Below are 26,140 nucleotides of genomic sequence, written 5' to 3'. Positions count from 1 at the left end.
TTTCTCAGGACCGGGCGGGGGCGGCCTCGTGTCGTCCCCGTACCGCCATCGCGAGCAACGAGAGCGCGGCGCCTAGAATGACGAAGAGCGCGGGGAAACCGCCGAGCACCGACATCATGCGGATGCCGTCGATTCCGCCGGCGGCGACGAGGACGGTTCCGACCAGCCCGACGGTCGCGCCCCACACGATCTTGATCGTCAGCGGTGCCTCCGGCGTTTCGGGGGAGATGCCGTGCGTCGAGAGCGCGCTCATCGCCGAGACATTGCTGTCCGCCGCGGTGACATAGGAGATGAAGATCGCGCCGATCAGCAAGGTGAGAACCGGCAGGCCGCCACCGAGCCTGTCGAACAGCCGATAGAGGAGCGGATCGGGGCCGACGCTGGTAAGCACGGTGTAAAGATTGCCGCCCGATTGCTGGTCGAGAGCGACGGTCGTGCCGGCGATGATCGTCATCCATACCGCACCGAACAGCGACGGGAGCAGCAGGTTGAACAGGATGAAAGCGCGAACGGTGTAGCCGACCGCGAGGCGGCCAAGGAAAAGTGCGGTGACCGGGGCCCAGGCGAACCAGTTCCCCCAGTTGAAGATCGTCCATTGCCGGTGCCATTCGGGATCGACGTCAACGCCGAGGCTGCGCGGCAGGAATGTCGCGACGTGATCGGCCGCCCCCGCGATGCCGAGCCCGGCGAGCCTGTCCGTCGGTCCCGCGATCAGCACGAACAACAGAATCGCGAAAAACAGCCAAATATTAAAGAGCGAGAGGCGCGTGATGCCACGCTGGAGGCCGAGCGCGGCCGACAGGATGAAGGTCGCGACAATCGCGCCGGCGATCGTCCAGCGGAGCGGCGCGCCGCCCGTGAAACCGCCGAGCCCTTCGATCCCGCCGGCGAGTGCGAGAACGCCGGCACCGAGTGAGGCGGCCATGCCGGCGACGAGCGCGAAGAGGCAAAGGATATCGATTGCGACGCCCGCTGCGCCGTGGGCGCGCTGGCCGAGCAGCGGGACGAACAGCGACGACAGGCTGAACGGTTCGCGGCGGTTGTAATAGACCAGCGCGAAGGCGAGCCCGGCCACGGTGTAAATGGCGTATGGGGTCAGCGTCCAGTGGAGGAACATCGTCGACATCGCGAAGGTCGCAGCGGCGTCGCTGCCGGGTTCGAGCCCCAGCATCGCGGGCGGATCGTTGAGGTGGAACAGCGGCTCGGCCGCGCCCCAGAAGAGGATGCCGGTCGCGATGGTGGTGCAGAGTGTTACTGCGAACCAGCGCCATCGCGAGAGAATGGGCGTCGCGCCCGTCCCGCCGATGATCCGTCCGCCGAGCGGCGAGAGCGCGATGGCGGCGAGCAGCGCCAGAAAGCCGATTCCGGCCCAGGCGAACAGCGGCGAGAAATTGCGGAGGATCCAGTCGTTGATCGCCGTTTCGGCCGCGACGACGGCGGCGCCTTGCCACAGGCTGAGGATGACTGCGGCGAGCAGCACCGCGAGCGGCGTGAAAAACACCGGACGGTTGAGCGGATGTGTCGAGAGGGCGTGTTTCGGGGGTGCTGGCAAAGGGTCGGCCGATCGGACAGGGTAAACCCCAGCATGGCGGCTGCCCCGCCCGAGGTCAAATCGAGCGGGAACGGTCCACCCGACCAAGCGTTCGACCGCCGGACAGGAATGATTTGCAGGAGTGACTTCGATGACCAGAAGGATTTGGGCGGCGACCGCCGCTTTCGCGCTGCTTTCGTCGGGCCAGGCGATGGCCTGGCAGGCGCCCGAGGCGGCCCCCGCTACCGAACCCGCAGCGACGCCCGCGCCCGGCGCCGAAGAGAAGGCGCCCGACGGCACGACACCGGAAGAGCGCGCGAATACGGCGCGGCTCAACGCCGAACAGGCCGCGCGCGCGCGTTCCGACAACACAACTTATGCACAGGAAGTGTCGGCGGCGCAGCAGCAGGTGGCGCACGACCAGCAGGTCTATGCCGATGAAACCGCAGCCTATGAGGCCGAAAAGGCGCGCGTGGCCGCCATGTCGGCCGAAGAGCGGATTAAATGGGAGGCCGACGTCGCGGCGTGCAAGGCGGGCGATACGACGCGCTGCGCGCCGCCCGCGCCCGTGCCGCCGCAGTAAGGGCGAGCTTCGGTTAGTATATAAGGCCCTCCCCCGAAGGGGAGGGGTTTGATTCCGTCTCGACGTTCGGAGTCTCGATTTCCGGCGCCGGGTCGGGAAAGCGGCCGCCATATTGGTAGCCGTCGTCTGAGGATTCGGGGACCGGTTCGTCTGGCAGCGGCGCGTCGAGGTCGATGGCGCCGAGTTCGCGGAAGGCGCTTTCCATCCTCGGCTCGCGTTCGGCGCGAAGCCGGGCTGCGACGCCATAGCTGTCGGGGCAGGCGAAGCAGGGGGCGGCGGTTTCGCCCTGCGGCAAGCGCGCGTCGGGATTCGCGCTGTACTGCGCATAGGAGGCGGGATCATCGCCGCCACGCGTTGCTGCGAGCGGCTCGGCAATCATTTCGCCCAGCAATAGGCCGGCGAGCGTTCCGGCAAGTGCGAGCAACGCCAAGCGCGCCAGCAATTCGCTGCCGCGCCGATTCGCAACGAAAGATAATTTCCTCGTCACGAACAGATTTGGCCATAGGCGTGCATGCAATACAAGTCCGGCGCCATGATATTATCCCACCGCCGGCCATTCGTCGACGGAGGGACGCACTTCGTCCGTAAATCGAGCGGCTGTTCGCCCCGATCGATCCAAAGATGAATTCCGTGACGTCCAAGGGGTATCACCTGTGTTGCGGGATATCGGAAGACGGTCTCCCCGGTCCGCGATCCGGTATCCCGCATCCCTTGTAGAGAGGACTCCCCCATGGCGAATTTTTCCCTGATGCTGCTGGCAGTGCCGCTGGCGACGGCCGGCGTCGCTGCACCCGCTTTCGCGCAAGAGGACACGCGCAGCGTTACCGTGTCATATGACGATCTGAACCTGTCGAGCGAACGCGGCCGCGAACGGCTGACGACCCGCGTCAAGATGGCTGTCCAGAAGGTTTGCGGATCGCCGAGCCGCGTGACGCTGCGCGAGCGCGTCGCCGAGCGCGAGTGCAAGGCGCACGCGACGCGCGATGCCGAAACGAAGCTTGCCGCGCTGTTCAACGGCGGCGGTACGCGACTGGCCGAGCAGGGGGCGGTGGTCGTCGCCGCTCCCTGACCCTAAAAGGCCGTATGTTGTCCCAAGAGACGGTCATGCCCGACGGCATGGCCGCCTTTTCGTCAGGCGTGCATGATCGCCTTGACGTCGTGCAAATAGGTGCGGCCGATGCGGTGGACGCCGCCTTCGCCCAGATCGACGCTCCACGCGCCGTCGCCATGATGTTTCAATCCGACGATTCCTTCGCGGCGGATCATCTTCGACCGGTGGATACGCATGAACTGGTCGGGGTTCATCCGCGCTTCCAGTGACTTGATCGTCTGGTGAATGAGCCAGCTGCGGCCGCCGACGTGCAGGCGCATATAGTCGCGCTCGGCCTCGATCAGGTCGACCTGGCTCGCGTCGATTCGCAGCATCTCACCGCGGTTCTGGACCCAGAATTCGTTGATCCACTTGCTCTTTTGCGCGGGCGTCCGCTCGGCCATCCGCCATTCGCGGACGCGCGACAGCGCGCGAGCGAGGCGATCGGGCGAGACGGGTTTGAGCAGATAGTCGACCGCGGCGACGTCGAACGCCGCGACGGCATAGCGATCGAAGGCGGTGACGAAGACGACCGCAGGCGGATTGTCCATGGCCTCGATCGCCGCAGCAACTTCCAGCCCGTTGAGGTCGGGCATCGCGATGTCGCAGAGCACGAGGTCGGGCGTGAGCGCGTCGACCATACGCAGCGCCGACGCACCGTCGCTCGCGGTGCCGACGAGTGCGACGCCGTCCTGTTGGCCGGCGAGGATTTGCAGGCGCTCGATCGCGAGCGGTTCGTCATCGACAATAAGTGTACGAAGCGTCTGAAGCATAAGGTCAGCAAGCCTCCCGTGCCAGTGGCAGCCAGAGCGAAACGACAAACCCGCCATCGTCCGATTTGCCCCATTCGCAGCCCGCGGTGGGGCCATAGCGTGTCAGCAGGCGTTCGCGGACATTGCCGAGACCGAGCCCGGTGCCCGAAGCGGGGACAGGCGCCCGGGGGTCGATGTCATTCTCGATGCGAAGGATGAGCAGCCCAAATTCTGCGCTGGCGGCAAGGCGGATCGCGATTTTGCCCTTGCTGGGCGAAACGCCGTATTTGATCGCATTTTCGATGATCGGTTGCAGGATCAGCACCGGCACGCAGGCGTTTTTCAGCTCGTCGGGCATCGTCACCGCGACCTGGAGCCGGTCGGGAAAGCGCGTCTGTTCGATGTCGAGATAGAGGCGCTGCAGCGCGATTTCCTCGTCGAGGCTGACGAGCTGTTCGGGGTCGACCGCCAGGCTTGAGCGGAGGAAGGAGGAGAGGTTCATGATCATCGTCTCGGCCTCGCTTTTCGACCCCTTCAGGACCAGCGTCGACAGCGAGTTCAGCGTGTTGAAGAGGAAATGCGGGTTGACCTGGTAATGGAGCGCGCGGAGCTGCGCGGTTTGCGCTTCCATGCGGAAATGATTGGCGCGCCGTTCGACCGCGCGCATTTCGTTGGCATAGCCGAAAGCGACGTAAAGCGCGGCCCAGACGGCGAAAAAGAAATACCAGCGGATCGAGCTGTCGAGGATCAGCACCATTTCCCACGCGACGGGAAATTTCGACTGCACCTCCTCGATGATCTTCGCAGTGTCGGGTGCGGGAAACCAATAGAAGAAGACGAGCAGGTTGATCGTCGCATAGACGACGACGAGGGGGATGGCAGCGCCCATCGCCGCGGCAAGGCGGGCGCCGAAGCTTTGCGGCTGCGCGCGCTGGAGCAGCTGATAGAGGACGAAGGTGCACAATATGCCCGCGACGACGACGATCGCGCGGCGGCCGGCATAGGACCATTGTTCGGGCGCGCCCGTCAGCATCGCGAGCCCCGTGGTGATCAGGAAATAGATCAGCCACATCGCGATGATCGACCCGATCGCGACGCGCGGGTTGACGCGGGCGTCGGAAGCGCGCCAGTCGGGCGCCGCCGCCAGCATTTTTGCGCGCTGATCGCGCAGCGCGTCCTTGCGGTTTGTCACATTCATTGACGTTGCTTTAGCGGCAAAAGCCGGTCGATGGCTAGCGGGCGCTGGGCCGCCAGTCGAAGCTGCGCGCGCCTTGGTCGAAAGCGGCCGCCGGTCAGCCGGCGGGTTGCGGCAGCGTGCGGCGCCAGTTGCCGCGCCGGTATATCGCCCACGCCATCGCGAGCGAGGCGAGCGACGACAAGGGAAAGCTCCACCAGAGGATGTCGCTGCCCACCGCCGGATAACCGAAATAATAGATGCCGAGACGGATCGGGAACATCGACAGGAACAGGATGACGAGCGGCGGCACGACCGATCCGTTGGCGCGCAGCGTGCTGATCAGCACGATCGTCGTACCGAAAGGCAGGAAGGTCCAGGTCGCGATGAGCTGAATATTGCGCGCAACGTCGATCGCGGGGCTTTCACTGCCAAGGAAGAGCGCGAGCGCGGCGCGGTCGAAGATCAGGAGCAGGACGATCAGCACCCCGGTCATCGCGAGGTTGATCATGATGCCGCTGTTCGTCACCGAAGCGACGCGGTCCCAGCGGTTTGCACCGATATTCTGCGCCGCCATCGAGCTGACCGCCGCGCCGACCGCGAGCGCGGGCATCTGGATATAGTTCCAGAGCTGGAGCGTCGCGCCATAGGCGGCGGCGGTGACGAGCCCTTCGCGGTTGACGAGGCCGACCATCACGAGCCCGGCGCCCGAGATGACGAGCATCTGCGCGCCCATCGGCAGTCCGCGGCCGATGATGAAGCGCAGCTCGGACCATTTGGGATAGAGATAGGCGAGTTCGTGGCCGCGGAGGCGAAGGACGTGGTTCTTCGCATAGAACCAGCCGATCATGCCCGCGAGGCTGATCGCGCCGGCTGCGGCGGTCGCGAGCGCGCTGCCCGCGATGCCGAGGCGCGGGAAGGGGCCGAGGCCGAGGATCAGCACCGGGTTGAAGACGATGTCGAGTACGACCGCCAGGATCATGAAGCGCAAGGGCGTCATCGCATCGCCCGCGCCGCGCGAGGCCATCATCAGCGTGACCGAGAGCATCGAGGCGGGGACGGCGAGGAAGGTAACGCGGAGGTAATCGTGCGCGAGCGCGAAGGCCTCGGGCGGGGTTTCGAGCCAACGCAATATGCGGTCCGAAGCGAACCAGCCCAGAATCGCGATCACGGCCGAGAAGATCAGCGCGAGGCCGACGACGCCGCCAGTCGCGCGGCGTGCGGCGTCGATATCGCCGCGCCCCATCGACTGGCCGATGAGGACGGTCGCCGCCATGCCGAAGCCGAAAAAGGCGCCGAACATCAGGAACATGATGATGTTCGCGTTGGCGGTCGCGGCGAGCGCGCCTTCGCCGAGGAACTGCCCGACCCAGATGGAGTTCACCGACCCCGACAGCGTCTGGAGGATGTTCGACGCGAGCGTTGGCAGCGCAAAAAGAATGAGCGTTTTGGTGATCGGACCTTGGGTGAGGTCCATCCGCCCGCTGTCGCGCGCGGTCTGGCGCGGGGGGACGGGGCTCGCGGCCGGATCGGCGGCCGCCGCGACCGGCGTCGGCGTGACGGGGCTCTCGCCGTCCGTCACCCCAGCCGGGCCAGAGCAGCGGTCAGGCGGTCGGCCTCGGCTTCCTTCGCCGCGTGATCGGCGCGGGCCTTTTCAACGGCTTCGGCCTTGGCACGCTCGACGAACGACGGGTTATTGAGGCGCCCGGCGAGGCCGTCGCGCTCCTTTGCCGCGGCGGCGAGCGCCTTGGTCAGCCGGTCGCGTTCGGCGGTGATGTCGATGACGCCTTCGAGCGGGACGGTGATCGTCTCGCCCTCGACGACGAGCTGCGCCGACGCGCCCGCGGGGGCGGGATCGAAGCTGACGCTTTCGAGACGCGCAAGGCGGTCAAGCTGCGCCGCGAGCTTGTCGGTGCGGGTTTTCAGCGACGCCGGGAAATGCGCGGTCAGGCGTGCGCCCGGCGGCAGGCCGAGCTCGGCCTTCCCGGTGCGCAATTCGCCGACCAGCTTGATGAGCCAGTCGATGTCGGCGCTGGCGTCGGTATCGCGCGTGGCGTTCGGTGCGGGCCATTTCGCGGTGATCAGCGGATAGTCGGGGCGGTCGCCGAGCCCGGTCCACAGCTCTTCGGTGATGAAGGGCATGAAGGGGTGGAGCATGACGAGGATCTGGTCGAGCACCCAGCCGGCAACGGCTTTGGTCTCGTCGTCGATCGCGCCCTTGATCAGCTCGAGATACCAGTCGCAGAAGCGGTCCCACGCGAAGCTGTAGATCGCATTCGCTGCATCGTCGAAGCGGTAGGCGGCGAACGCCTTGTCCATCGCGGCGACGGTCGCGGCGACTTCCCCGATGATCCAGCGGTTGACGGGGAGCGTGGCGGGCGGCGCGTCGAAGCTGGTCGAGGCCGAAATGCCATTGGCTTCGCAGAAGCGCGCGGCATTCCACAGCTTGGTCGCGAAATTTCGATAGCCGGCGAGGCGCGCGTCATCCATCTTGATGTCGCGGCCCTGGCTTTCCATCGCCGACATGAAGAAACGCAGCGCGTCGGCGCCGTACTGGTCGATCAGCCCGAGCGGATCGACGACATTGCCCTTCGACTTCGACATCTTCGCGCCGTCGGGCGCGCGGACGAGACCGTGGAGGTAGAGCGTCTTCCACGGCACGTCGCCCATGAACTCCATCCCCTGCATCGCCATACGCGCATCCCAGAAGAAGAGGATGTCGAAGCCCGAGATCAGCACGTCATTGGGGTAGTGGCGCTTCAGCAGGTCGGTGTTTTCGGGCCAGCCGAGCGTCGCGAAAGGCCAGAGGGCGGAGGAGAACCAGGTGTCAAGCACGTCCTCGTCGCGCGTCAGGGCGACGCCGGCGCCGGCCTCGGCCTGCGCTTCCTCTTCGGTTTCGGCGACGAAGATACGGCCGTCTTCGGCATACCACGCCGGAATCCGGTGGCCCCACCAGAGCTGGCGCGAGACGCACCAGGGCTGGATATTCTCCATCCAGTTGAAGAAGGTCTTTTCCCACGTCTTGGGCACGATGTTGATGCGGCCGTCGCGGACCGCCTGCATCGGCGGCTGCGCGAGCGTCTTGGCGTCGACATACCATTGGTCGGTCAGCATCGGTTCGATCACCACGCCGCCGCGGTCGCCGAACGGCTGCATGATCAGCTTGTCCTCGACCTTGACCATCAGCCCTTCGGCCTCGATGTCCGCCACCACCCGCTTACGGGCTTCGTAGCGGTCGAGTCCGCGATATTCCTCGGGCACGAGGTTGAGCGCGTCGATTTCGGCCGGGGTCGCGGTCGCGCCCTTGGCGATCTCGACGGCGCGCGCGGCGGCTTCGGTATAGGGCGCCCCGTCGGCGCGCATCGCGGCGACCTCGTCCATCAGCCGGTACATCGGAATATTGTTCCGCTGCGCGACGCCATAGTCGTTTTCGTCGTGCGCACCGGTGATCTTGACCGCGCCCGACCCGAAATGCGGATCGGGATATTCGTCGGTGATGATCGGGATCAGGCGGCGATGTTCTTTCGGCCCGACAGGGATTTCGCAATATTTGCCGACGATCGGCCGATAGCGTTCGTCATCGGGGTGCACCGCCACCGCGCCGTCGCCGAGCATCGTTTCGGGGCGCGTCGTCGCGATCGAAATATAGTCGCGCTCTTCTTCCAGCACGACATGGCCGTCGGCGTCGCGCTCGACATAGGTGTAGGTCTCGCCGCCCGCGAGCGGATATTTGAAGTGCCACATATGGCCCGGCACTTCGTGCGATTCGACCTCGAGGTCCGAAATCGCGGTCTTGAGCGCGGGGTCCCAGTTCACGAGGCGCTTGTCGCGGTAGATCAGGCCCTTTTTGTGAAGGTCGACGAACACCTTGACCACGGCCTGCGTGAAATGCGGGTCCATCGTGAACTGCTCGCGGCTCCAGTCCATTGAGCAGCCGAGGCGGCGGAGCTGGCCGGTGATCTGGCCGCCGCTTTCGGCTTTCCATTCCCAGACCTTGTCGACGAATTCGTCGCGCGTGAAATCGGTACGCTTTTGCTGGCGTTCGTTGAGCTGGCGCTCGACGACCATCTGCGTCGCGATGCCGGCATGGTCCATACCGACAACCCAGAGCGCATCCTTGCCGCGCAGGCGTTCGTAGCGGACGAGCACATCCTGCAGCGTGTTGTCGAGCGCATGGCCGATATGGAGCGCGCCGGTGACGTTCGGCGGCGGGTTGACGATCGTAAAAGGTGTCGCGTCGGGACGCGCGGGACGGAAGAGTCCGCGGCTTTCCCACTCATGGGCCCATTTTGCTTCGATAGCGGCGGGATCGAATGTTTTTTCCATCGGCATAGCCGGGCGCCTTTGCCAGCCGGGGCGCGGGGCGGCAAGGGGGTGATTACCCGCGCGTCGTCATGCCGGACTTGATCCGGCATCCATGACCCAGGCGTGGGAGATGGACCCCGGATCAGGTCCGGGGTGACGATGCAGAGAAGAGCGACCTATTTCTTCAGATAGCTGCTCATCCAATTGAACACCGTCTGATGCCACTGCACGCTGTTCGCACCCTTCAGGACCCAGTGATTTTCGTCCGGGAAGACGAGCAGCTGTGATGGAACATTTCGGCGCTGGAGCGCGGTGAAGGCGGCAAGACCCTGGCTGTAGGGGATACGGAAATCCTTTTCGCCCGTGATCACGAGCATCGGGGTTTTCCACTTGTCGACATGATTGACCGGGTTCCACTTTTCGGGGTCGGTGCGTTCCCACCAGGGGCCGCCATGATCCCATTCGTCGAACCAGAGTTCCTCGGTCTCGAACGCCATCGCGCGCAGGTCGAACACGCCGTCGTGCTGGACGAGGCATTTGAAGCCGTCGGTCCACTGGCCTGCGATCCAGTTCATCATATAGCCGCCGTAGGAGGCGCCGAGCGCGCAGGCGTTACCCAAGTCGAGCTGCGCATCCTGCTTGCCCGCGGCGGCGAGGCCGAGCTTCAGGTCTTCGAGCGGCTTGCCGCCCCAATCCTTGTTGATGCTGTCGGTGAAGGCCTGACCATAGCCGGTCGAGCCGTGGAAATCGACGGTGACGACGCCATAACCCTGCTGGGCGAAAAGGCGTGGGTTCCAGCGCGTCGACCAGCTGTTGCCGAAGCTGCTCTGCGGCCCGCCATGGACGATGAAGGCGACCGGCAGCTTTTGGGCTGCGTTCGCGGGCTTGAGGATCATGCCCCACACCGTGTCGCCGTTCGCACCCGCGAACTGGATGCGGTCGAGCTTGACGGGATCGAACTCGGCGAGGCGATCGGCGTTGACCGCGGTGAGCTGACCGACCTTGCCCTTCGCGTCACGCACGAACAGGTCGGTGGGCGCGAGCGCGCTGTTGCGCGAATAGAGGAGCGCGCCGCCGGGGAGCGGGGTGACGTCGCCAATATTGCCTGCGAAGGCGTCGGGCGAGGCCTTCAATTTCTCGACCTTGCCCGTCGCGGCGTCGACGCGGAACACCGGATGTTCGAGCGTGTCCTGCGCGGTGACATAAAGCGACTTGCCGTCGGGAGCCCAAGCGATCGAGCCGACCGAGCGGTCCCACGCGTCGGTGAGCTTCTTCGTCTCGCCGCTTTCGAGGTTGCGCAGCGTCAGCACGAGCCGGTCGGCCTCATAACCCGGGCGCGCCATCGCGACGTAAGCGAGCCATTTGCCGTCGGGCGACGGCGTCGGCAGCGTGTCGGTCGCCTGATTGTCCTGCGTCAGATTGACCGGCGCCATCCGGCTGTCGACGAGCCAGCTGTAGATATCGAGATTGGTCGACATCGGCTCGTTCCGGTCGGCCTTGCGCAAAGTGAAGAAGATGGTGCGGCTGTCGGCGCCCCACGCAAGTTCCTCGCCGCCGCCGAAGGGTTTGGAGGGGGTGTCGCCGATCAGGCCGGCATCGGCGGGGCGCGCGGCGGTCGCCTTGCCGCCTTCGAGGTTGAAGACGAAGGGGCGGCTGTAGGTGCCGGGGGTTTCCCAATGATCCCAGTGGCGGACGAAGCCCGCGCCATCCTTGTAGAGACGGCCGGTGCCGGGACCGGGGAGCGCGCCCTTATCCTTCGCCTCGCAGCCGAAATCGGTGCACTCCTTGGCAATATCGCCCCACGCGAGCAGCTTGGTCGCGTCGGGCGAAATCTTGAATCCGGCGACATCGGCGTGGGTGTCGGTGACCTGCGTCGCGGCGCCGCCCGCCTTCGGGTCGATCCGCCAGACCTGATCCTTGCCCGACGCGTTCGAGAGGAAATAGAGGAAACCGTCCTTGTCGAACGCGGGCGACGTCTCGTTCTTTCCTGCGGCGTCGGCGACCGGCGCCGGCTTTGCGCCCTTCGCCTGACGGTCGACGAGCCAGAGGCCGGTCGATCTTTTGTAAGTCTCGGCTTCGGTCTCGGTCATCTGAAAGACGACCCAGCGGCCGTCGGGCGACGCCGTCGGCGCGGCGACGCGTTTCAAGGTCGCAAGATCGACCTCGGTCATCGGACGGGCGAGGGCGGGGGTTGAAAGGGCGGCGGTGAGCGCGATCGCGCTGGTGAGGAGCATGTTACGCATGGCGGGGGTTTAACGCCGCGACGAGCCGGTTCAAGAGCCTAGCGGCAAATCCAGCTTCTTGCGGACCAATCAAACTTCGCTGGATCGGCCGGCGACGATCGTCCATCGGCGCGATCCGAAGGAGAATCGCTTGTTCCGCGCGCTATCTACCACCACCGTCCGCCTGTTCGTGCCGCTGCTTGCGGGCGCGAGTCTGCGCGACCGCGCGATCGGCAGCGTCGGTGCGCTGATCGGGATCGGTATCGCGGGCGCCGCCTGCTTCATCTTATTTCCTGCCGCGACGCCGTGGATCGTCGCGCCTATCGGCGCATCAGCGGTGTTGCTGTTCGCGGTCCCGGCGAGCCCGCTCGCCCAGCCCTGGTCGATTTTCGGCGGTAATGTTATTTCGGCGGCGTTGGGGATCATCGTCGCCGGGCTGGTGCCCGAACCGGCGCTGGCTGCGGCGTTGGCCGTCGGCGGCGCAATCCTGATGATGTCGCTGCTTCGCTGCCTCCACCCGCCCGGCGGCGCTGCTGCATTGAGCGCAGTGATCGGCGGACATACGCTCGCGTCGGGCCACGCCGGGCACCTGCTGCTGCCTGTCGCCGTCAATTCGCTGATTCTTGTCGCGGCGGGTTGGGTCTTTCACCGTTTTTCGGGTCATAGCTACCCGCACCGCGCGGCACCGGTCGAAGGCAAGCCCGCAGTCGCGGCGGCGCCGGCGGGGCTGCTCATGGATGACATCGACGCGGCGCTCGCCGATCTGGGCGAGACGTTCGACATCGGCCGCGAGGATCTCGCGCTGCTTCTCGCGCGCGCCGAGGTCCATGCCGCGTCGCGGATCGGACGGGCGCAGATCGACGGGGTCAAGAAGGTGCGCGGCAAGAAGGCGGTGCGCGAGGTCGAGCGTAGCTAGAGGCGACCAACGCATACCTGAATCGTCATCCCGGGCTTGGCCCGGGATCCACCCCTCAAGCGACGCGCGAGTGGACCCCGGGTCAAGTCGAATGAGCCGCGTGTCGTTCGAGGGTGAAGATGTTGGAAAGAGGGGACGACTGGAGTGGCCGCAACCGCTCGTCAGCGGATCAGCACGCCGCCCTTCATCACATGGTCGATCTTTTCGAGCACGCCGATGTCAGCGAGCGGGTCGGCCCTGACCGCGACGAAGTCGGCGTAACGCCCTGGGACGATCGCGCCGATGTCGCCGCGCCCCATTTCCTCGGCGGCGCGGCCGGTCGCCGACTGGATCGCTTGCATCGGCGTCATCCCATATTTGACCATATTACGGAACTGCCGCGCGTTGAGCCCGTGCGGATAGACGCCGGCGTCGGTCGCATAGCCGATGTTGACGCCGAGCCCGACCGCGCGGCGGAAGGCGGCGCGCTGCGCGTCGGTCGTCTCGCGGTTCTTGCGCAGATATTCCTCGGGCCAGCCCTCTTTCGTGCCGACCTCGTCGATATAAGTGCCGTTGTAGATGTCCATCGCGAGCCATGTGCCCTGCTTTTTCGCGAGCTGGAGCGCCTCCTCGTCGGCGAGGCTGGCGTGTTCGATGCTGTCGACGCCGGCGCGGATGGCATTCTTGATCCCTTCGGCGCCGTGCGCGTGCGCGGTGACCCTTTTTCCGCGCGCATGTGCGACTTTCACAATCGCGCGGAGCTGTTCGGGCGTCAGTTCGGGCGCGCCGGGTTCGGTGCCGATCGCGAGCACCGCGCCGGTCGCGATCGTCTTGATGAAATCGGCGCCATGGTCGAGCAGATATGCCGTCTTTGCGGCCGCTTCCTCGGGCGTCGCGGCGACGCCGAGGCGCATGTCGAGCGGCAGTTGCTCATTCGGTACAACGCCGTTGAGTTCGCCGCCGCCTTTTGGGATGGTGAGGTAAGCGCCCGCGACCCACATGCGCGGGCCGGGCACGTCGCCGCGGTCGATCGCATTGCGCAGCGCTACATCGGTCAGGCCGCGATAGGTGCCGACGTCGCGGACGCTGGTGAAGCCCGCTTCGAGCGTGACGCGCGCGTTGCGCGCGCCGACGAGCGCGGTTTCGGCAGGCGATGCCTTCATCGGCGCGGCGAGGTCGGCGCTCTGGCCGAGGTCGGCGAGGTGCGTGTGAAGGTCGATCAGGCCGGGGAGGACGGTGAAGCCCGACCAGTCGATGATCGTCGCACCATCGGGCGCCTTTCCGCAGGCGTCGACCGCCTTGATGCGTTCGGTCTCGACAGTGATGCACTGGCCGGTGCGGACTGCGTTCGAGACGCCGTCGATCAGCCGCCCGGCCGCGATATACAGCGTTTCGGCCGAAGCCGGCGATGCCGCCAGAAGAGATGCCGCGAGCGCGGCGCTCAGATGGCGGTATCGAAGGCGTTGCACTGACGCGGATCCCCCGTCTGTAGGCCGCGGCGAAGCCAGCTCATGCGCTGTTCGCTCGTGCCGTGGGTAAAGCTTTCGGGCACCGGGCGCTGGCCTGCGGAGCGCATCAGCGTGTCGTCGCCGATCGCATTGGCCGCGCGCATCGCCTCTTCCATGTCGCCCGGTTCCATCACCGATTGGCCGTCGTTTGTCTTTGCGCGTGCGGCCCAGACGCCGGCGTAGCAATCTGCCTGCAGTTCCATACGGACCTGCAGCGCATTGCCCTCGGCCTGCGACGCGCGTTGTTGTGCTCGGCGCACCTGATCGGAAACGCCGCTGACCGTCTGGATATGATGCCCAACCTCGTGCGCAACGACGTACGCCTGCGCCGCGTCGCCTGCGGCCCCGAACTTTTGGTCGAGTTCGCGGAAGAAGCTGGTGTCGAGGTAGATGCCTTGGTCGGCGGGGCAATAGAAGGGCCCCATCGCCGATTGGGCCGCGCCGCATCCGGAGCGGTTGTTGTCGGTATAGAAACGCAGGCTTGGTTCGCGATAGCCGTTGATCAGGCCACCCCACACCTTGTTGGTCGAACTGAACACGTTGCAGGCAAAACGCTCCGCTTCCGTGTCGCATATGGCGCCGGAAGCGCCCCGGCTGTCGGCCATCGGATCGGCCGAACCGCTGCCGCTGCTCAGCATATTGGCACCGGGGCCGAGCAGGAAAAATGCCACTGCGCCGAGCAGCAGGATCGTCCCGCAGCCCATCTTGCGCCCGAGCAGCATCGGCAGGAACCCAATCAGCAGCCCGCCGATTCCGCCCCCTCCGCCGCCGCCGAAACCGCCGCCGCCTCGGCCCAGATCGCGAATATCGTCTCCGGGATCATAATCGTCGAGGCGCATCGGGCTTCTCCACCATCAAGGACGTTCGGGCGCGAGTGTTACAGCAGCGCCGGGCAATTGGAAGGGGGTTCGCAGCCGACAAGCCATTGCAATGACGCGTGCTGCGGTGCAACATGGGCGCCGCTCCAAGTCAGAGGATTGTCCCCCGAGTCCATGCCCCGCCGAGCCGCCCGCACCGCCTTGCCGCTTCCCGACCTCGTTGTGCTCGTCCTGCAGGGCGGCGGCGCGCTCGGCGCGTTTCAGGCGGGGGTGTATGAGGCGCTGATCGATCTTGGCATCGAACTCGACTGGGTCGCGGGGATTTCGATCGGTGCGGTCAACGCCGCGATCATCGCCGGGAATGAGCGCGATCAGGCGGTCGGCAAGATGCGTGATTTCTGGGAAGGCGCATCATCGGCGCTCCCCTCGCTGCCGACGCCCGACAATGACTGGGCGCGCGAATGGTCGCATATGGCGGCCGCGGGACAGGTGATGGCGTTCGGTGTGCCGGGCTTTTTCACGCCGCGCTTTCCGCCGCCAGCGCTTGCCGAGCGGCAAACGCCCGAGGCGGTCAGCTTCTACGACACCGCGCCGCTGGCGGCGACGCTCGACCGGCTCGTCGACTGGGACCGGGTGAATAATGGCAAGGTGCGGCTGTCGGTCGGCGCGGTCGCGGTCGAGACGGGCAATTTCCGTTATTTCGACACGACGTGCGACACGATCGACGCGCGGCATATATTGGCGTCGGGAGCCCTGCCGCCGGGGCTGCCTCCGGTCGAGATCGACGGGACATGGTATTGGGACGGCGGGCTCGTGTCGAACACCCCGCTCGAACATGTCGTCGCGGCGGCGAACGAGGATATGCTGGTGTTTCAGGTCGATCTGTTCCCAGCGCGCGGAGTGCGGCCGCACGACCTTGAGGAAGCCTGGTCGCGCGAGAAGGATATCCGCTTTTCGAGCCGCACGCGGCGGATTTCGGATGGGCTTGTGCGCCGCCGCAAGGAGCATAGGCTGATCGACCGGATGCTCGCGAAGCTGCCCGAGGAGTTCGCGGACCTTGCCGAAGTGAAGGCGGTGCGGCGGATGGTCGAGTGCAAGGCGCTCAACCTCGTTCAGCTGATCCACGAGCCGCCCGCGTGGCAGACCGGCGCGCGCGATTTCGAATTTTCGCGCTCGACGATGGAGGTCAACTGGGCGCTCGGTCGCGCCGCGGTCGAGGCGGCGATGAAGGACGGCCATCTGCTCGCCGAAAGCATCGCAGAGGGCCGGTCGGACAGCTTTGCCGTGCAGCCCGACGGGCTGAAACCGAAGGCCGGCACCGACCTCGGCTGATTTCTCTCCCCCAAGAAGAAGGACCCCGCACCATGCGCCTTAAAGGAAAGACCGCCCTCGTCACCGGATCGACCTCGGGCATCGGGCTCGGCATAGCCAAGGCCTTTGCCGCTGACGGCGCCGACATCATCATTAATGGTTTCGGCGACGCTGATGCGGTCGAGGCGGAGCGCAAGGGGCTGGAGGCGATCAGCGGCGGCAAGGCCGCCTATGACGGCGCGGACCTGACCCAGCCCGATGCGATTGAGGCGATGTTCGCGCGCGCCGAGCAGGATTTCGGCGGCATCGACATCCTCGTCAACAATGCGGGGATGCAGTTCGTGTCACCTGTCGAGGATTTCCCGCCCGAGAAGTGGGACATGATCATCGCGCTCAACCTGACCGCGGCGTTCCACACGATCCGTCATGCCGTGCCGGGGATGCGGAAGAAGAAATGGGGGCGGATCATCGGCACGGCATCGGCGCACTCGCTCGTCGCCTCGCCGTTTAAATCGGCCTACGTCACCGCGAAGCACGGACTCGCGGGGCTGACGAAGACCGTCGCGCTCGAGGTCGCCGACGCCGGGATCACGGTCAATTGCATCAGCCCCGGCTATGTCTGGACCCCGCTGGTCGAGAACCAGATTCCCGACACGATGAAGGCGCGCGGCATGACGCGCGAGCAGGTGATCAACGACGTGCTGCTTGCGGGGCAGCCGACCAAACAGTTCGTGACGGTCGAGCAGGTCGCGGCGCTCGCGAGTTTCCTGACGCGCGAAGAGGCGGCTAACATTACGGGCGCGAACCTCAGCGTCGATGGCGGCTGGACCGCGGCTTGATCCGCTCCGCCCTTGAGCAATCTCCTTTGCGCTCCTAAGGTTAACCATAGGGGTCGGGGAGAGAAAGAGAATCATGGGTCGCTCCATTTGGGTTTTAACCGCGGCGCTCGGCATCGCGCTCGGCGCCTGCCGCACCGTGCCATCCATTCCGCCATCGTCGGCCGACGCGCCGCCGGCCGAGGAGGCGGGCGGCTGGCGCGCGACCGCGACCGATCCCGACAAACAGCGGATCCGCGGCTGGTACAGCAGTTGGCAGGCGGCGCTCGCCGACGCCCGCGCCAAGGGTTTCGGCGCCGATATCGACCGCGAGGGCGCGCTGCTCCAGCCGATGGCGGCACTGCCCAACCCACATTTGCCTGCGGGCGAATATCGCTGCCGGACGATCAAGGTCGGCGCGCAGGGGCGCGGGGCGCTCGGTTATATCGCCTATGGGTGGTTCCGCTGCCGCGTCGCGCCCGAACAGGGTCTGTCGAGCCTGACCAAGCTGTCGGGATCACAGCGCCCCGTTGGCCTGATCTTTCCCGACAATCTGAAGCGGCAGGTCTTTCTCGGCACGCTCGAACTCGGTGACGAGAAGATGGCGCTCAATTACGGCAGCGACCGGATGCGCGACATGGCGGGGCTGGTCGAACGGATCGGCGACAATCGCTGGCGGCTCGTGCTGCCGGCGCCGGCCTATGAATCGCTGCTCGACGTGATCGAACTGGTCCCGGCGGGCTGAAGAACCGACAAAACAGGGGAAAGATGATGCGGATTTTGTGGACGGGCGCGGCGGCGCTGGCCTTGGCGGTATCGGGCGCGATGCCCGCCGCGGCGCAGGCGCTGCGCGGCGAGGTCGAGCAGCAGATGCCGTCGCTGATGGCGATCTACAAGGATCTGCACGCTCACCCCGAACTCAGCTTCATGGAAGTGCGCTCGGCGGGCATCCTCGCCGCCGAGGCGCGCAAGCTAGGCTTCAAGGTCACCGAAAAGGTGGGCGGAACCGGCATCGTCGCGGTGATGGAGAATGGCCCCGGCCCGGTGGTGATGGTGCGTGCCGACATGGACGGGCTGCCGGTGACCGAGCAGACGGGGCTTCCCGGCGCGTCGAAGGTGCGCGTCACCACCAAGGAAGGCGTCGAAACGGGTGTGATGCACGCGTGCGGCCACGATACGCATATGACGGCGTGGATCGGCGTCGCGCGGCTGATGGCGGCGAACAAGGGTAAATGGTCGGGCACGCTGGTGATGATCGGCCAGCCCGCAGAGGAACGCGGCGCGGGCGCGCGGATGATGCTCGAGGACGGGCTCTATACGCGCTTCCCGAAACCCGAATATGTGCTGGCGTTCCATGACGCGGCACAGTTCCCCGCGGGCAAGATCGGTTATACGCCGGGCTATGCGCTCGCCAATGTCGACAGCGTCGACATATTGGTGAAGGGCGTCGGGGGCCACGGCGCCTATCCGCAGGCGACGAAGGATCCGATCGTGCTGGGGAGCCGGATCGTCGGCGCGCTCCAGACCTTGGTGTCGCGCGAGGTGAGCCCGCTCGACAGCGCGGTGGTGACGGTCGGCAGCTTTCATGCGGGCGCCAAGCACAATATTATTTCGGACGAGGCGCGCCTGCAACTGACGGTGCGCAGCTATACCGACGCGGTGCGTGACCATCTGCTGGACGGCATCGCGCGCATCGCGAAGGGCGAGGCGATCTCGGCGGGGGTGCCGGAGGACCGGATGCCGGTGGTGACGGTGCAACGGGACGAATATACGCCCGCGACCTTTAATACCCCCGAATTCACCGAGGAGATGGCGGCGTTCCTGACGACCAGCTTCGGCGAGGAGCGTGTGGTCAAGATGCCGCCGGTGATGGGCGGCGAGGACTTCGGCCGCTTCGGGCGCGAGGACAAGAGCATCAAGAGCCTGATCGTCTGGGTCGGCGGGGTGCCGCAGGCCGAATATGACGCGGCGAAGAAGGAAGGCCGGACATTGCCGAGCCTCCACTCGCCCTTCTGGGCGCCCGACGCGCCCGCGGTGATCTCGACCGCGACCGAGGCGCTGACCGCGATGACGATGAAGCTGATGGGGAAGAAATAAGGGATCGTCCGCTGACGACCGGAAGCGGGCATTCCCATTACCGTCACCCCGGGCTTGACCCGGGGCCTGCCTTGCCTTTTCGCCGTCGTCAGGAAGAAAAGGCGGGTCCCGGGTCAAGCCCGGGATGACGAAAGTGAGAGCATGCAATGGCAGCCCCCCACCCCAAAGCAGGCATCGCCTAAACAGGTCTTTCCTACATTATCCGGCTGTGCCAGCCTTCATCCGGCTCTTTCATTTGTCGGGTAAAAGCGGTCGCGTGCCGGTGCGACGCGAAGGGGCGTGCCGGGCGCGTCCGGCCCGCCGCAAGGCCCGGTGCGCGCATGGGGCTGAACTTTACTGAACTTTGGACATTATTGATTCGCCAGACGGGATAAGCTGATCAGCGAGCCCCACCGCTTCGCCCCATGCTCGGTCTGGCCCTGCTGCCCTTTCCCAATTAAATTGGGATGGACCTGTTCGTGAGGCTGTGGTGAGCAAAAGACATGTCTGCCAATGAACCCGCTCCCGGTTTGTCTGCATGCCTAACCGACCGGGAAATGGAAATTTTGCGCCTGTTGGTCGCCGGGCATACCGTCAAGACCATCGCAGCGCGTCTGGGCCGTTCGGAAACCTCGATTAACGAGCGTTTGCGCTCCGCCCGCCGGAAAACGGGTATCGGCAGCAGCCGCGAATTGGCGCGGCTTCTGGACCGCCAAAAAACTTGTGACGAAAATATCGATCTTTCGAGCCGCCGCTCCACCGGGAAAGACTTGGCGCACACCGCAACCGTTGGGGTTCGTGGTTCGAAAGGAATGATCGCCATGCTCATTGCAATACCCCTGGCCGCCGCCGGATTAATGTTCGCAGCCGCCCCTTCCGCCGATCAGGCCGGAACAGCCGACGCTGTCCACAGCTCGGAATCCCAGCAACTACCGCTGGCCGGAAGCTGGTCGCTGGACGCATCGGCCATGCCCGAGGACGAACGGCCGCAGCGCGTGACGATGACGTTTCGCGCATCGCAGGACGGCAAATGGACAACGCGGGTAGAAATCGTCGCGCCCGACGGCTCCAGCCGACATGCGGAATCGACCGCCGCGCTCGACGGCGTCCCCGTACCCGTCGCGGGCAACATGGATTTCATCGACAGCGTTGCCTTGCGCCAGCCGGCGCCCGACACGTTGGTGATGACGCTGGGAAAGGCGGGCGCGCGGGTGTCTACGCGCGTCTATACCGTTGCGAAGGATCTGAAATCCATGACCGAAACGATCGTCTGGTCTAGCGACAAGCTTCAAAGGCTGGAAACGACGCACTTTAACCGCGTTTCCTGATCGCTTCCACCACCGGCATCGTGCGGGGCTTCGAAGAAATGCCGGACCTCACGCGTTCGCGGCCTGCAAAGTTGCAGACGTCACGTGCGCAATGCCCCCCTCCCAACCTTCGGCGCCTCGGGCTTGCCCCTGGGGGCCGCCTTTTATGGTTTCTCGGTCATTCCCCCGCGAAAGTCGCAAAACTGCCGCCGCGACCGGCTCCGTCGGTGAAGCGTTTCGCGCCCGCTGCCGCGCCTTCGCGCAAAGGGGCTACGCCGGCGTGCGCTTCGTGCGCCAGCGCTCCTTCGATTTCGAAATCCCATTGGCGGTAGGCACTCAGCCGGTCGCTGTTCATGCAGGTTTGCGGAAAGGCGGCGATCTGTTTCGCGAGTTCGATCGCGGCGGCAACCGCGCTGCCGTCTGCGACGACGCGGTCGGCGAGGCCGATACGGTGGGCTTCGTCGGCGGCGACGGGGCGGCCGGTCAGGATCATGTCGAGCGCGCGGCCTTGCCCTACGATGCGTGGCAGGCGGACCGTGCCGCCGTCGATCAGCGGCACGCCCCAGCGGCGGCAATAGACACCGAAAACGGCGCTTTCCGCTGCGACGCGGAGGTCGCACCAAAGCGCGAGTTCGAGCCCGCCGGCGACCGCATGGCCTTCGACCGCAGCGATCACCGGCTTTTCAAGCAGCATCCGTGTCGGGCCCATCGGTCCGGGGCCGTCGGGGTCGTAGCGCGAGGCGCCGACCGCGCCGAGGTCGAAGCCGGCGCAGAAATGGCCCTCGCTGCCGGTGAGGATCACGACCTTCGCATCCTTGTCGGCCGCGAAGGCGGTGAAGGCGTCGCGCAGGGCGTCGGCGGTCGCGGGGTCGACCGCGTTGCGCTTCGCCGGGCGATCGATCGTGACGATCGTGACAGGTCCGTCCTTCGCGATGGTGACGCTCATCGGGCTTGCTCCTTCATCGGATAGAGCGTGACGCGGGGCGGGGGGACTTGCAAGCGGCGGACGCGCTCCCTAAATAAAAGATATGCGGGCCGGGCCCCTCTGGCGTCGGCGGGACAATTCCCGCCACGTGATGTCGGACCGCATCGGGTGACACCGATGCTTGCGGCCCTTTCTCCCCCCTGTTTTGAGGGTAACAGCATCGGCGTCACCTGCTTGATTTTTCAATCAGGAGGCCCTTTTCGATGACATTTTCTCCCAATTTCTATCGTCTGACCCAGCTCCATCGCCAGCTCGACGATGCAGAGCGGCGCGAGGCGCACCGGCGCGGCGCGGATCCGTTCCGCCTGCTGCGGCTCAAGACGTTGAAGCTCGTGGTCAAGGAGCGGCTTGTGGCGCTGACTTTGCGTTCGCCCGCGTTGCGCCCGGCGCTCGCCCGCTGATCACCGATAATTGACGACCGGAGCGCTGCCGAAAGGCGGCGCTTTCGGTGCATCCAGGGAAAGACATCATGGAATTTCTTTTTGCCGACTGGCTGGGCACCCCGGCGTGGTTCTGGCTCGCCTTCATCGCGCTCGTCATCGCGCTCACCGCCTTCGACCTTGGCATCCTTAACAAGGAGAATAAGGAGATGGGGATCGGCGAGAGTTTGAAGCTCTCGGCGCTCTATATTGGCATCGCGATGGCGTTCGGCGCTTGGGTCTGGGCCGCGAAGGGCGGCGAGGCGGGGCTGCAATATTATACCGGCTTCTTCATCGAGAAGGCGTTGTCGATCGACAATATCTTCGTCATCTCGCTGATCTTCACGACCTTTGCGATCCCGCCGCGCTACCAGTATCGCGCTTTGCTTTGGGGTATCGTCGCGGTGATCGTGCTGCGCGGTATCATGATCGCGGGCGGCGCGGCGCTGGTCACCGAATATGGCTGGGTGCTCTATATTTTCGCGGCCTTCCTCGTTTTTACCGGCGTGAGGATGCTGTTCGCGAGCGATACGCCGATGGATGTGAAGGGCAATCCGGTCGTCAGATGGCTGTCGCGGCACATCCCGCTGACCGACGATCTGCACGGCGAGAAATTTTTCGTGCGCGTGCCCGATACGAAAACGGGCAAGATGGTCATGGCCGCGACGCCGCTGTTCCTTGCGCTGGTCGTGATCAACCTCGCTGATCTGGTGTTCGCGGTCGACAGCGTGCCCGCGATCTTCGCGATCACGACCGATACTTTCATCGTCTATACGTCGAACATCATGGCGATCCTCGGCCTGCGCGCGCTCTATTTCGCGCTATCGGCGATGGTGCACCGTTTCCATTACCTCAAATATGCGCTCGCGCTGGTGCTGGTGTTCATCGGGTCGAAGATCTTCGTCGCCGATTTCATCCTCGGCGGCGACAAATTCCCGCCGCTGGTGAGCCTGGGGGTGACGGTCGCGCTGATCGCGGGCGGGATCATCTGGTCGCTCGTCAAGACGCGTGACGAAGCGGCGGTGCTGCCGCGATAAAAATGTCCGCCGGAAGCCCGTATAAGCTTCCGACGGACAGGCTTTCCTCCCCAGGAAAGCTCGGTAGGCGCGGGGCGGGTCGCGAGCCCCGCGCCAAGATGGGCGACGCGGGGGTTGCAACGGGCCCCCGCGTCTAACTTTTTACGCGGCGAACTGGTTCATCGTATTGTCCTTGCCCGCGGCCTTGAGGGCCGCTTCGCCGGCGAAATATTCCTTGTGATCGTCGCCGATGTCGCTTCCGCTCATGTTCTGGTGCTTCACGCAGGCGATGCCCTGGCGGATTTCGGCGCGCTGGACGCCCTTGACGTAGCCGAGCATCGCTTCTTCGCCGAAATATTCCTTGGCGAGGTTGTCGGTGCTGAGCGCCGCGGTGTGATAGGTCGGCAGCGTGATCAGGTGATGGAAGATGCCCGCCCGCTTCGCCGCGTCGCGCTGGAAGGTGCGGATGCGGTTGTCGGCTTCTTCGCCCAGCGGCGTTGCGTCGTAATCGGCGCTCATCAGCTTGGCGCGGTCATAGGCGCTGACGTCCTTGCCCTCGGCGCTCCACGCGTCGAACACCTGCTGGCGGAAGTTGAGCGTCCAGTTGAAGCTCGGCGAATTATTGTAGGCGAGCTTCGCATTGGGGACGACTTCGCGGATGCGGTCGACCATGCCGGCGATCTGTTCGATGTGCGGCTTTTCGGTCTCGATCCACAGCAGGTCGGCGCCGTTCTGCAGGCTCGCGATGCAGTCCATCACGCAGCGGTCCTCGCCGGTTCCCGAACGGAACTGATAGAGGTTCGAGGGCAGGCGCTTCGGGCGCATCAGCTTGCCGTCGCGGTTGATCAGCACGTCGCCGGGGTTGCCCGCGCCTTCGACCTCTTCGCAGTCGAGGAAGCTGTTATATTGGTCGCCAAGGTCGCCGGGCTCCTTCGAGAAGGCGATCTGCTTGGTCAGGCCCGCGCCGAGGCTGTCGGTGCGCGTCACGATGATGCCGTCCTCGACGCCGAGTTCCATGAAGGCGTAACGGCAGGCACGGATCTTGGCGATAAAGTCCTCGTGCGGCACGGTGACCTTGCCATCCTGATGGCCGCACTGCTTTTCGTCCGAGACCTGATTTTCGATCTGGAGCGCGCACGCGCCGGCCTCGATCATCTTCTTGGCGAGGAGGTACGTCGCCTCGGCGTTGCCGAAGCCGGCGTCGATATCGGCGATGATCGGCACGACATGCGTTTCATGATTGTCGATCGCCGCCTGAACCTGCTTCGCCTTGAGCTCGTCGCCCTCGGCGCGCGCGGCGTCGAGGTCGCGGAACAGCATGCCGAGCTCGCGAGCGTCGGCTTGGCGGAGGAAGGTATAGATTTCCTCGATCAGCGCCGGAACGCTGGTCTTCTCGTGCATCGACTGGTCGGGCAGGGGGCCGAATTCGCTGCGCAGCGCGGCGATCATCCAGCCCGACAGATAGATGTAGCGGCCCTTGACGGTGCCGAAATGCTTCTTGATCGAGATCATCTTCTGCTGCGCGATGAAACCATGCCAGCAGCCCAAGGACTGGGTGTAGTTCGCGGGGTCGGCGTCATAGGCGGCCATGTCGGCGCGCATGATGCGCGCGGTGTAGCGGGCGATGTCGAGGCCGGTGCGGAACTTGTTCTGGGCGCGCATGCGGGCGATGCTCTCGCCGCTGATGCCGTCCCAGGTGCCGTCGTAGTCGCGAATGAGGCGGCCTGCCTGCGCCATATCTTCTTGGTAGCCCATCGTCTTTGTCCTTGAGAGGAGGTGATGGGTGGAAGTTGGCGAAGGTGCCGCGGAAAGTGAAAAGCTTTGTCAATAATATTTGTGAAATATGGGACTTAGGTGTAAATATGCGTGTAAATTAGTAAAGAAAGTTACAAGATGGCGGAGCGACGGGTGTTTGCGGGGCCGGCGGTGCGCAAGGTGCGGCGCGAGGCGGGGATGACGCAGGCGGCGATGGCCGAGGCGCTCGATATTTCGCCGAGCTATCTCAACCTGATCGAACATGGCCAGCGGCCGCTGAGTGCAACGGTGATCGTGCGGCTGGCCGAACGCTTCGGCTTCGACGCAGCGAAGCTGGGGGGGGAGGAAGTGCCGGGCGGGCTGGCGGGGCTGCGGCGGCGGCTGGCCGATCCGCGTTTCGCCGATCTGGGGATCGGGACGCAGGAGGTCGAAGAGTGGCTTCAGACCGCCCCGGCGACCGCCGCGGCCTTTGCGCGACTGTTCGACGCGGCGCCCGAGGGGCGTTCGGAAGGCGAGGGCGACGCGCCCGAAGTTGCCGCGGTGCGACGCGCGATCGAGAAATGGCGCAACCATTTCCCCGATCTCGACGCGCGTGCCGAGGAGCTGGCCGACGAACTGCGGCTGGCGGGCGGCGACCTTTATGGCACGATCTCGGAGCGGCTGCGCACGCGCCATCAGCTCGGCATCCGCATCCTGCCGTCGGACGTGATGCCCGATCGCCTCCGCTGGCTCGACTGGCACGCGCGGCAATTGATGCTGAACGAGCTGCTGCGTCCGGCCTCGCGGACATTTCAGGCGGCGGCGACGCTGGCGCACATCGAGGCGAAGGGCGAGATCGACGCGCTCGTCGCGGGCGCCGAGTTCACCGAGAGCGCAGCGGCGCGGCTGTTCGAGCGGCATCTGATCCAATATTTCGCCGCGGCGCTGATGATGCCCTATGGCCGGTTCCTGCGCGCGTGCGACGCGACCGGATATGACCTGCTGCTGCTCCAGCGGCGCTTCGGCGCGGGCTATGAACAGGTCGCGCACCGGCTGACGACCTTGCAGCGCGTCGGTGCGCGCGGGCTGCCTTTCTTCATGTTGCGCATCGATCGCGCGGGGCAGGGAAGCAAGCGCTATGCCGGGGCGAGCCAGTCGCCGCTGACGGGCGGCGATGCGCGCTGCCCCTTGTGGGGCGTCCACGAGGCCTTTTCGCGCCCGGGCGAGGTGATCGCCGACCTGATCGAACTGGAGGACGGGACACGCTGGTTCACCCAGTCGCGCTCGGTCGCCGCGCCGGGCGCGACGGGCAGCGGGACTCCCGCGCGTTTCGCGGTGTGCGTCGGGGTCGATGCCAAGGTCGCCGCGCCGCTGGTCGCCGCGCGCGGGATCGACCTGATGCGCAGTCCGGCGACGCCGATCGGATTGGGGTGCAGGCGCTGTACGCGCACCGGCTGCGTCCAGCGCTCGATGCCGCCGCTCGGCCGGCCGCTGCGTTTCCGTGAGGGCGAGCGCGGGGTCAGCGCGTTCGATTTTGCGGGCGATTGACCGCGAGCCGCCCGGAGTGCGCTTAAATTGACACGCATCGTGCCGTAATCG

The 26,140-nt window shown here is 65.5% G+C and carries 22 protein-coding genes; 11 read left to right on the top strand and 11 right to left on the bottom strand.

Annotated features, from left to right (window positions below):
* Positions 1 to 4 precede the first annotated feature (4 nt).
* On the bottom strand, positions 5 to 1,501 hold the full coding sequence (locus tag E5675_RS12750) for a BCCT family transporter (RefSeq protein ID WP_247594607.1): 1,497 nt from the start codon (positions 1,499 to 1,501) through the stop codon (positions 5 to 7).
* Positions 1,502 to 1,682: 181 nt separating this feature from the next.
* Here E5675_RS12750 and E5675_RS12745 point away from each other — a divergent pair, with 181 nt between their 5' ends.
* The gene (locus E5675_RS12745) at positions 1,683 to 2,114 is read left to right on the top strand and encodes a hypothetical protein (RefSeq protein WP_136174850.1); all 432 of its coding nucleotides are present in this window, start codon (positions 1,683 to 1,685) and stop codon (positions 2,112 to 2,114) included.
* Between the two features lie 13 nt (positions 2,115 to 2,127).
* On the opposite strand, the gene E5675_RS12740 is transcribed toward E5675_RS12745, so the two are convergent.
* Positions 2,128 to 2,544, bottom strand: coding sequence for a hypothetical protein (locus tag E5675_RS12740; RefSeq protein ID WP_136174849.1), 417 nt, complete (start codon positions 2,542 to 2,544; stop codon positions 2,128 to 2,130).
* A gap of 300 nt (positions 2,545 to 2,844) precedes the next feature.
* Between E5675_RS12740 and E5675_RS12735 the strand changes: the two genes are divergently transcribed.
* Positions 2,845 to 3,183 carry a UrcA family protein gene (locus tag E5675_RS12735; RefSeq protein ID WP_136174848.1) on the top strand — a complete coding sequence of 113 codons (339 nt, stop codon included), beginning with the start codon at positions 2,845 to 2,847 and terminating at the stop codon, positions 3,181 to 3,183.
* A 62-nt stretch (positions 3,184 to 3,245) separates the two neighbouring features.
* On the opposite strand, the gene E5675_RS12730 is transcribed toward E5675_RS12735, so the two are convergent.
* The 5 genes from E5675_RS12730 to E5675_RS12710 form a co-directional block, all read right to left on the bottom strand.
* Positions 3,246 to 3,977 carry a response regulator transcription factor gene (locus E5675_RS12730; protein ID WP_136174847.1) on the bottom strand — a complete coding sequence of 244 codons (732 nt, stop codon included), beginning with the start codon at positions 3,975 to 3,977 and terminating at the stop codon, positions 3,246 to 3,248.
* A gap of 4 nt (positions 3,978 to 3,981) precedes the next feature.
* Positions 3,982 to 5,154 carry a histidine kinase gene (locus E5675_RS12725; protein WP_136174846.1) on the bottom strand — a complete coding sequence of 391 codons (1,173 nt, stop codon included), beginning with the start codon at positions 5,152 to 5,154 and terminating at the stop codon, positions 3,982 to 3,984.
* 94 nt (positions 5,155 to 5,248) lie between these two features.
* Positions 5,249 to 6,712 carry an MATE family efflux transporter gene (locus E5675_RS12720; protein WP_247594606.1) on the bottom strand — a complete coding sequence of 488 codons (1,464 nt, stop codon included), beginning with the start codon at positions 6,710 to 6,712 and terminating at the stop codon, positions 5,249 to 5,251.
* Positions 6,709 to 9,462, bottom strand: coding sequence for a valine--tRNA ligase (locus E5675_RS12715; RefSeq protein ID WP_136174845.1), 2,754 nt, complete (start codon positions 9,460 to 9,462; stop codon positions 6,709 to 6,711). The genes E5675_RS12720 and E5675_RS12715 overlap by 4 nt, the downstream gene beginning before the upstream one ends.
* A gap of 149 nt (positions 9,463 to 9,611) precedes the next feature.
* A complete protein-coding gene (locus E5675_RS12710; RefSeq protein ID WP_136174844.1) occupies positions 9,612 to 11,678 on the bottom strand; it encodes a S9 family peptidase in 2,067 nt (688 codons plus the stop codon).
* Positions 11,679 to 11,808: 130 nt separating this feature from the next.
* On the opposite strand from E5675_RS12710, the gene E5675_RS12705 reads away from it, so the two are divergent.
* Positions 11,809 to 12,573, top strand: coding sequence for an HPP family protein (locus E5675_RS12705; protein ID WP_136174843.1), 765 nt, complete (start codon positions 11,809 to 11,811; stop codon positions 12,571 to 12,573).
* A 161-nt stretch (positions 12,574 to 12,734) separates the two neighbouring features.
* Here E5675_RS12705 and E5675_RS12700 read toward each other — a convergent pair whose 3' ends face one another.
* Both E5675_RS12700 and E5675_RS12695 read right to left on the bottom strand, forming a co-directional pair.
* A complete protein-coding gene (locus E5675_RS12700) occupies positions 12,735 to 14,021 on the bottom strand; it encodes an amidohydrolase family protein (RefSeq protein WP_136174842.1) in 1,287 nt (428 codons plus the stop codon).
* Positions 13,994 to 14,899, bottom strand: coding sequence for a neutral zinc metallopeptidase (locus E5675_RS12695; protein WP_136174841.1), 906 nt, complete (start codon positions 14,897 to 14,899; stop codon positions 13,994 to 13,996). The genes E5675_RS12700 and E5675_RS12695 overlap by 28 nt, the downstream gene beginning before the upstream one ends.
* A 153-nt stretch (positions 14,900 to 15,052) precedes the next feature.
* Here E5675_RS12695 and E5675_RS12690 point away from each other — a divergent pair, with 153 nt between their 5' ends.
* The 5 genes from E5675_RS12690 (at position 15,053) to E5675_RS12670 (ending at position 20,408) form a co-directional block, all read left to right on the top strand.
* Positions 15,053 to 16,210 (top strand): patatin-like phospholipase family protein, encoded by a 1,158-nt coding sequence (locus E5675_RS12690; RefSeq protein ID WP_136174840.1) that lies wholly within the window; start codon positions 15,053 to 15,055, stop codon positions 16,208 to 16,210.
* Between the two features lie 32 nt (positions 16,211 to 16,242).
* Complete coding sequence (locus E5675_RS12685) at positions 16,243 to 17,028, top strand: 3-hydroxybutyrate dehydrogenase (RefSeq protein WP_136174839.1); 786 nt, start codon at positions 16,243 to 16,245, stop codon at positions 17,026 to 17,028.
* Between the two features lie 73 nt (positions 17,029 to 17,101).
* Positions 17,102 to 17,749 carry a DUF4893 domain-containing protein gene (locus E5675_RS12680; RefSeq protein ID WP_136174838.1) on the top strand — a complete coding sequence of 216 codons (648 nt, stop codon included), beginning with the start codon at positions 17,102 to 17,104 and terminating at the stop codon, positions 17,747 to 17,749.
* A 26-nt stretch (positions 17,750 to 17,775) separates the two neighbouring features.
* On the top strand, positions 17,776 to 19,101 hold the full coding sequence (locus tag E5675_RS12675; RefSeq protein ID WP_168707971.1) for an amidohydrolase: 1,326 nt from the start codon (positions 17,776 to 17,778) through the stop codon (positions 19,099 to 19,101).
* A 482-nt stretch (positions 19,102 to 19,583) separates the two neighbouring features.
* On the top strand, positions 19,584 to 20,408 hold the full coding sequence (locus tag E5675_RS12670; RefSeq protein WP_247594605.1) for a helix-turn-helix transcriptional regulator: 825 nt from the start codon (positions 19,584 to 19,586) through the stop codon (positions 20,406 to 20,408).
* A gap of 157 nt (positions 20,409 to 20,565) precedes the next feature.
* On the opposite strand, the gene E5675_RS12665 is transcribed toward E5675_RS12670, so the two are convergent.
* Entirely contained in the window at positions 20,566 to 21,333 is a 768-nt protein-coding gene (locus E5675_RS12665; RefSeq protein ID WP_136174836.1) for a crotonase/enoyl-CoA hydratase family protein, read from the bottom strand.
* A 242-nt stretch (positions 21,334 to 21,575) separates the two neighbouring features.
* Between E5675_RS12665 and E5675_RS12660 the strand changes: the two genes are divergently transcribed.
* Together E5675_RS12660 and E5675_RS12655 are read left to right on the top strand one after the other, a co-directional pair.
* The gene (locus E5675_RS12660) at positions 21,576 to 21,773 is read left to right on the top strand and encodes a DUF465 domain-containing protein (protein ID WP_136174835.1); all 198 of its coding nucleotides are present in this window, start codon (positions 21,576 to 21,578) and stop codon (positions 21,771 to 21,773) included.
* Positions 21,774 to 21,841: 68 nt separating this feature from the next.
* Positions 21,842 to 22,828: a TerC family protein gene (locus E5675_RS12655; RefSeq protein WP_136174834.1), complete on the top strand. Its 987-nt coding sequence runs from the start codon at positions 21,842 to 21,844 to the stop codon at positions 22,826 to 22,828.
* Positions 22,829 to 22,969: 141 nt separating this feature from the next.
* Here the strand turns inward: E5675_RS12655 and E5675_RS12650 are convergent, their stop codons facing one another.
* Positions 22,970 to 24,562 (bottom strand): isocitrate lyase, encoded by a 1,593-nt coding sequence (locus E5675_RS12650; RefSeq protein ID WP_136174833.1) that lies wholly within the window; start codon positions 24,560 to 24,562, stop codon positions 22,970 to 22,972.
* A 138-nt stretch (positions 24,563 to 24,700) separates the two neighbouring features.
* Here E5675_RS12650 and E5675_RS12645 point away from each other — a divergent pair, with 138 nt between their 5' ends.
* Positions 24,701 to 26,089: a short-chain fatty acyl-CoA regulator family protein gene (locus E5675_RS12645; RefSeq protein ID WP_136174832.1), complete on the top strand. Its 1,389-nt coding sequence runs from the start codon at positions 24,701 to 24,703 to the stop codon at positions 26,087 to 26,089.
* The last annotated feature ends 51 nt before the right edge of the window (positions 26,090 to 26,140 follow it).

The organism is Sphingopyxis sp. PAMC25046, assembly GCF_004795895.1.
GTDB lineage: Bacteria > Pseudomonadota > Alphaproteobacteria > Sphingomonadales > Sphingomonadaceae > Sphingopyxis.
Note: the sequence above shows the minus strand (reverse complement) of the source record. Positions and strands in the feature narration are given on the sequence as shown.

Excerpts from the sequence above, each read along its gene's own strand:
- E5675_RS12665 (WP_136174836.1), bottom strand. The coding sequence starts at position 21,333 with ATGAGCGTCACCATCGCGAAGGACGGACCTGTCACGATCGTCACGATC.
- E5675_RS12690 (WP_136174840.1), top strand. The coding sequence starts at position 15,053 with ATGCCCCGCCGAGCCGCCCGCACCGCCTTGCCGCTTCCCGACCTCGTT.
- E5675_RS12670 (WP_247594605.1), top strand. The coding sequence starts at position 19,584 with ATGTCTGCCAATGAACCCGCTCCCGGTTTGTCTGCATGCCTAACCGAC.
- E5675_RS12730 (WP_136174847.1), bottom strand. The coding sequence starts at position 3,977 with ATGCTTCAGACGCTTCGTACACTTATTGTCGATGACGAACCGCTCGCG.
- E5675_RS12695 (WP_136174841.1), bottom strand. The coding sequence starts at position 14,899 with ATGCGCCTCGACGATTATGATCCCGGAGACGATATTCGCGATCTGGGC.
- E5675_RS12645 (WP_136174832.1), top strand. The coding sequence starts at position 24,701 with ATGGCGGAGCGACGGGTGTTTGCGGGGCCGGCGGTGCGCAAGGTGCGG.
- E5675_RS12675 (WP_168707971.1), top strand. The coding sequence starts at position 17,776 with ATGCGGATTTTGTGGACGGGCGCGGCGGCGCTGGCCTTGGCGGTATCG.
- E5675_RS12685 (WP_136174839.1), top strand. The coding sequence starts at position 16,243 with ATGCGCCTTAAAGGAAAGACCGCCCTCGTCACCGGATCGACCTCGGGC.
- E5675_RS12680 (WP_136174838.1), top strand. The coding sequence starts at position 17,102 with ATGGGTCGCTCCATTTGGGTTTTAACCGCGGCGCTCGGCATCGCGCTC.
- E5675_RS12715 (WP_136174845.1), bottom strand. The coding sequence starts at position 9,462 with ATGCCGATGGAAAAAACATTCGATCCCGCCGCTATCGAAGCAAAATGG.
- E5675_RS12725 (WP_136174846.1), bottom strand. The coding sequence starts at position 5,154 with ATGAATGTGACAAACCGCAAGGACGCGCTGCGCGATCAGCGCGCAAAA.
- E5675_RS12655 (WP_136174834.1), top strand. The coding sequence starts at position 21,842 with ATGGAATTTCTTTTTGCCGACTGGCTGGGCACCCCGGCGTGGTTCTGG.
- E5675_RS12660 (WP_136174835.1), top strand. The coding sequence starts at position 21,576 with ATGACATTTTCTCCCAATTTCTATCGTCTGACCCAGCTCCATCGCCAG.
- E5675_RS12650 (WP_136174833.1), bottom strand. The coding sequence starts at position 24,562 with ATGGGCTACCAAGAAGATATGGCGCAGGCAGGCCGCCTCATTCGCGAC.
- E5675_RS12735 (WP_136174848.1), top strand. The coding sequence starts at position 2,845 with ATGGCGAATTTTTCCCTGATGCTGCTGGCAGTGCCGCTGGCGACGGCC.
- E5675_RS12745 (WP_136174850.1), top strand. The coding sequence starts at position 1,683 with ATGACCAGAAGGATTTGGGCGGCGACCGCCGCTTTCGCGCTGCTTTCG.
- E5675_RS12710 (WP_136174844.1), bottom strand. The coding sequence starts at position 11,678 with ATGCGTAACATGCTCCTCACCAGCGCGATCGCGCTCACCGCCGCCCTT.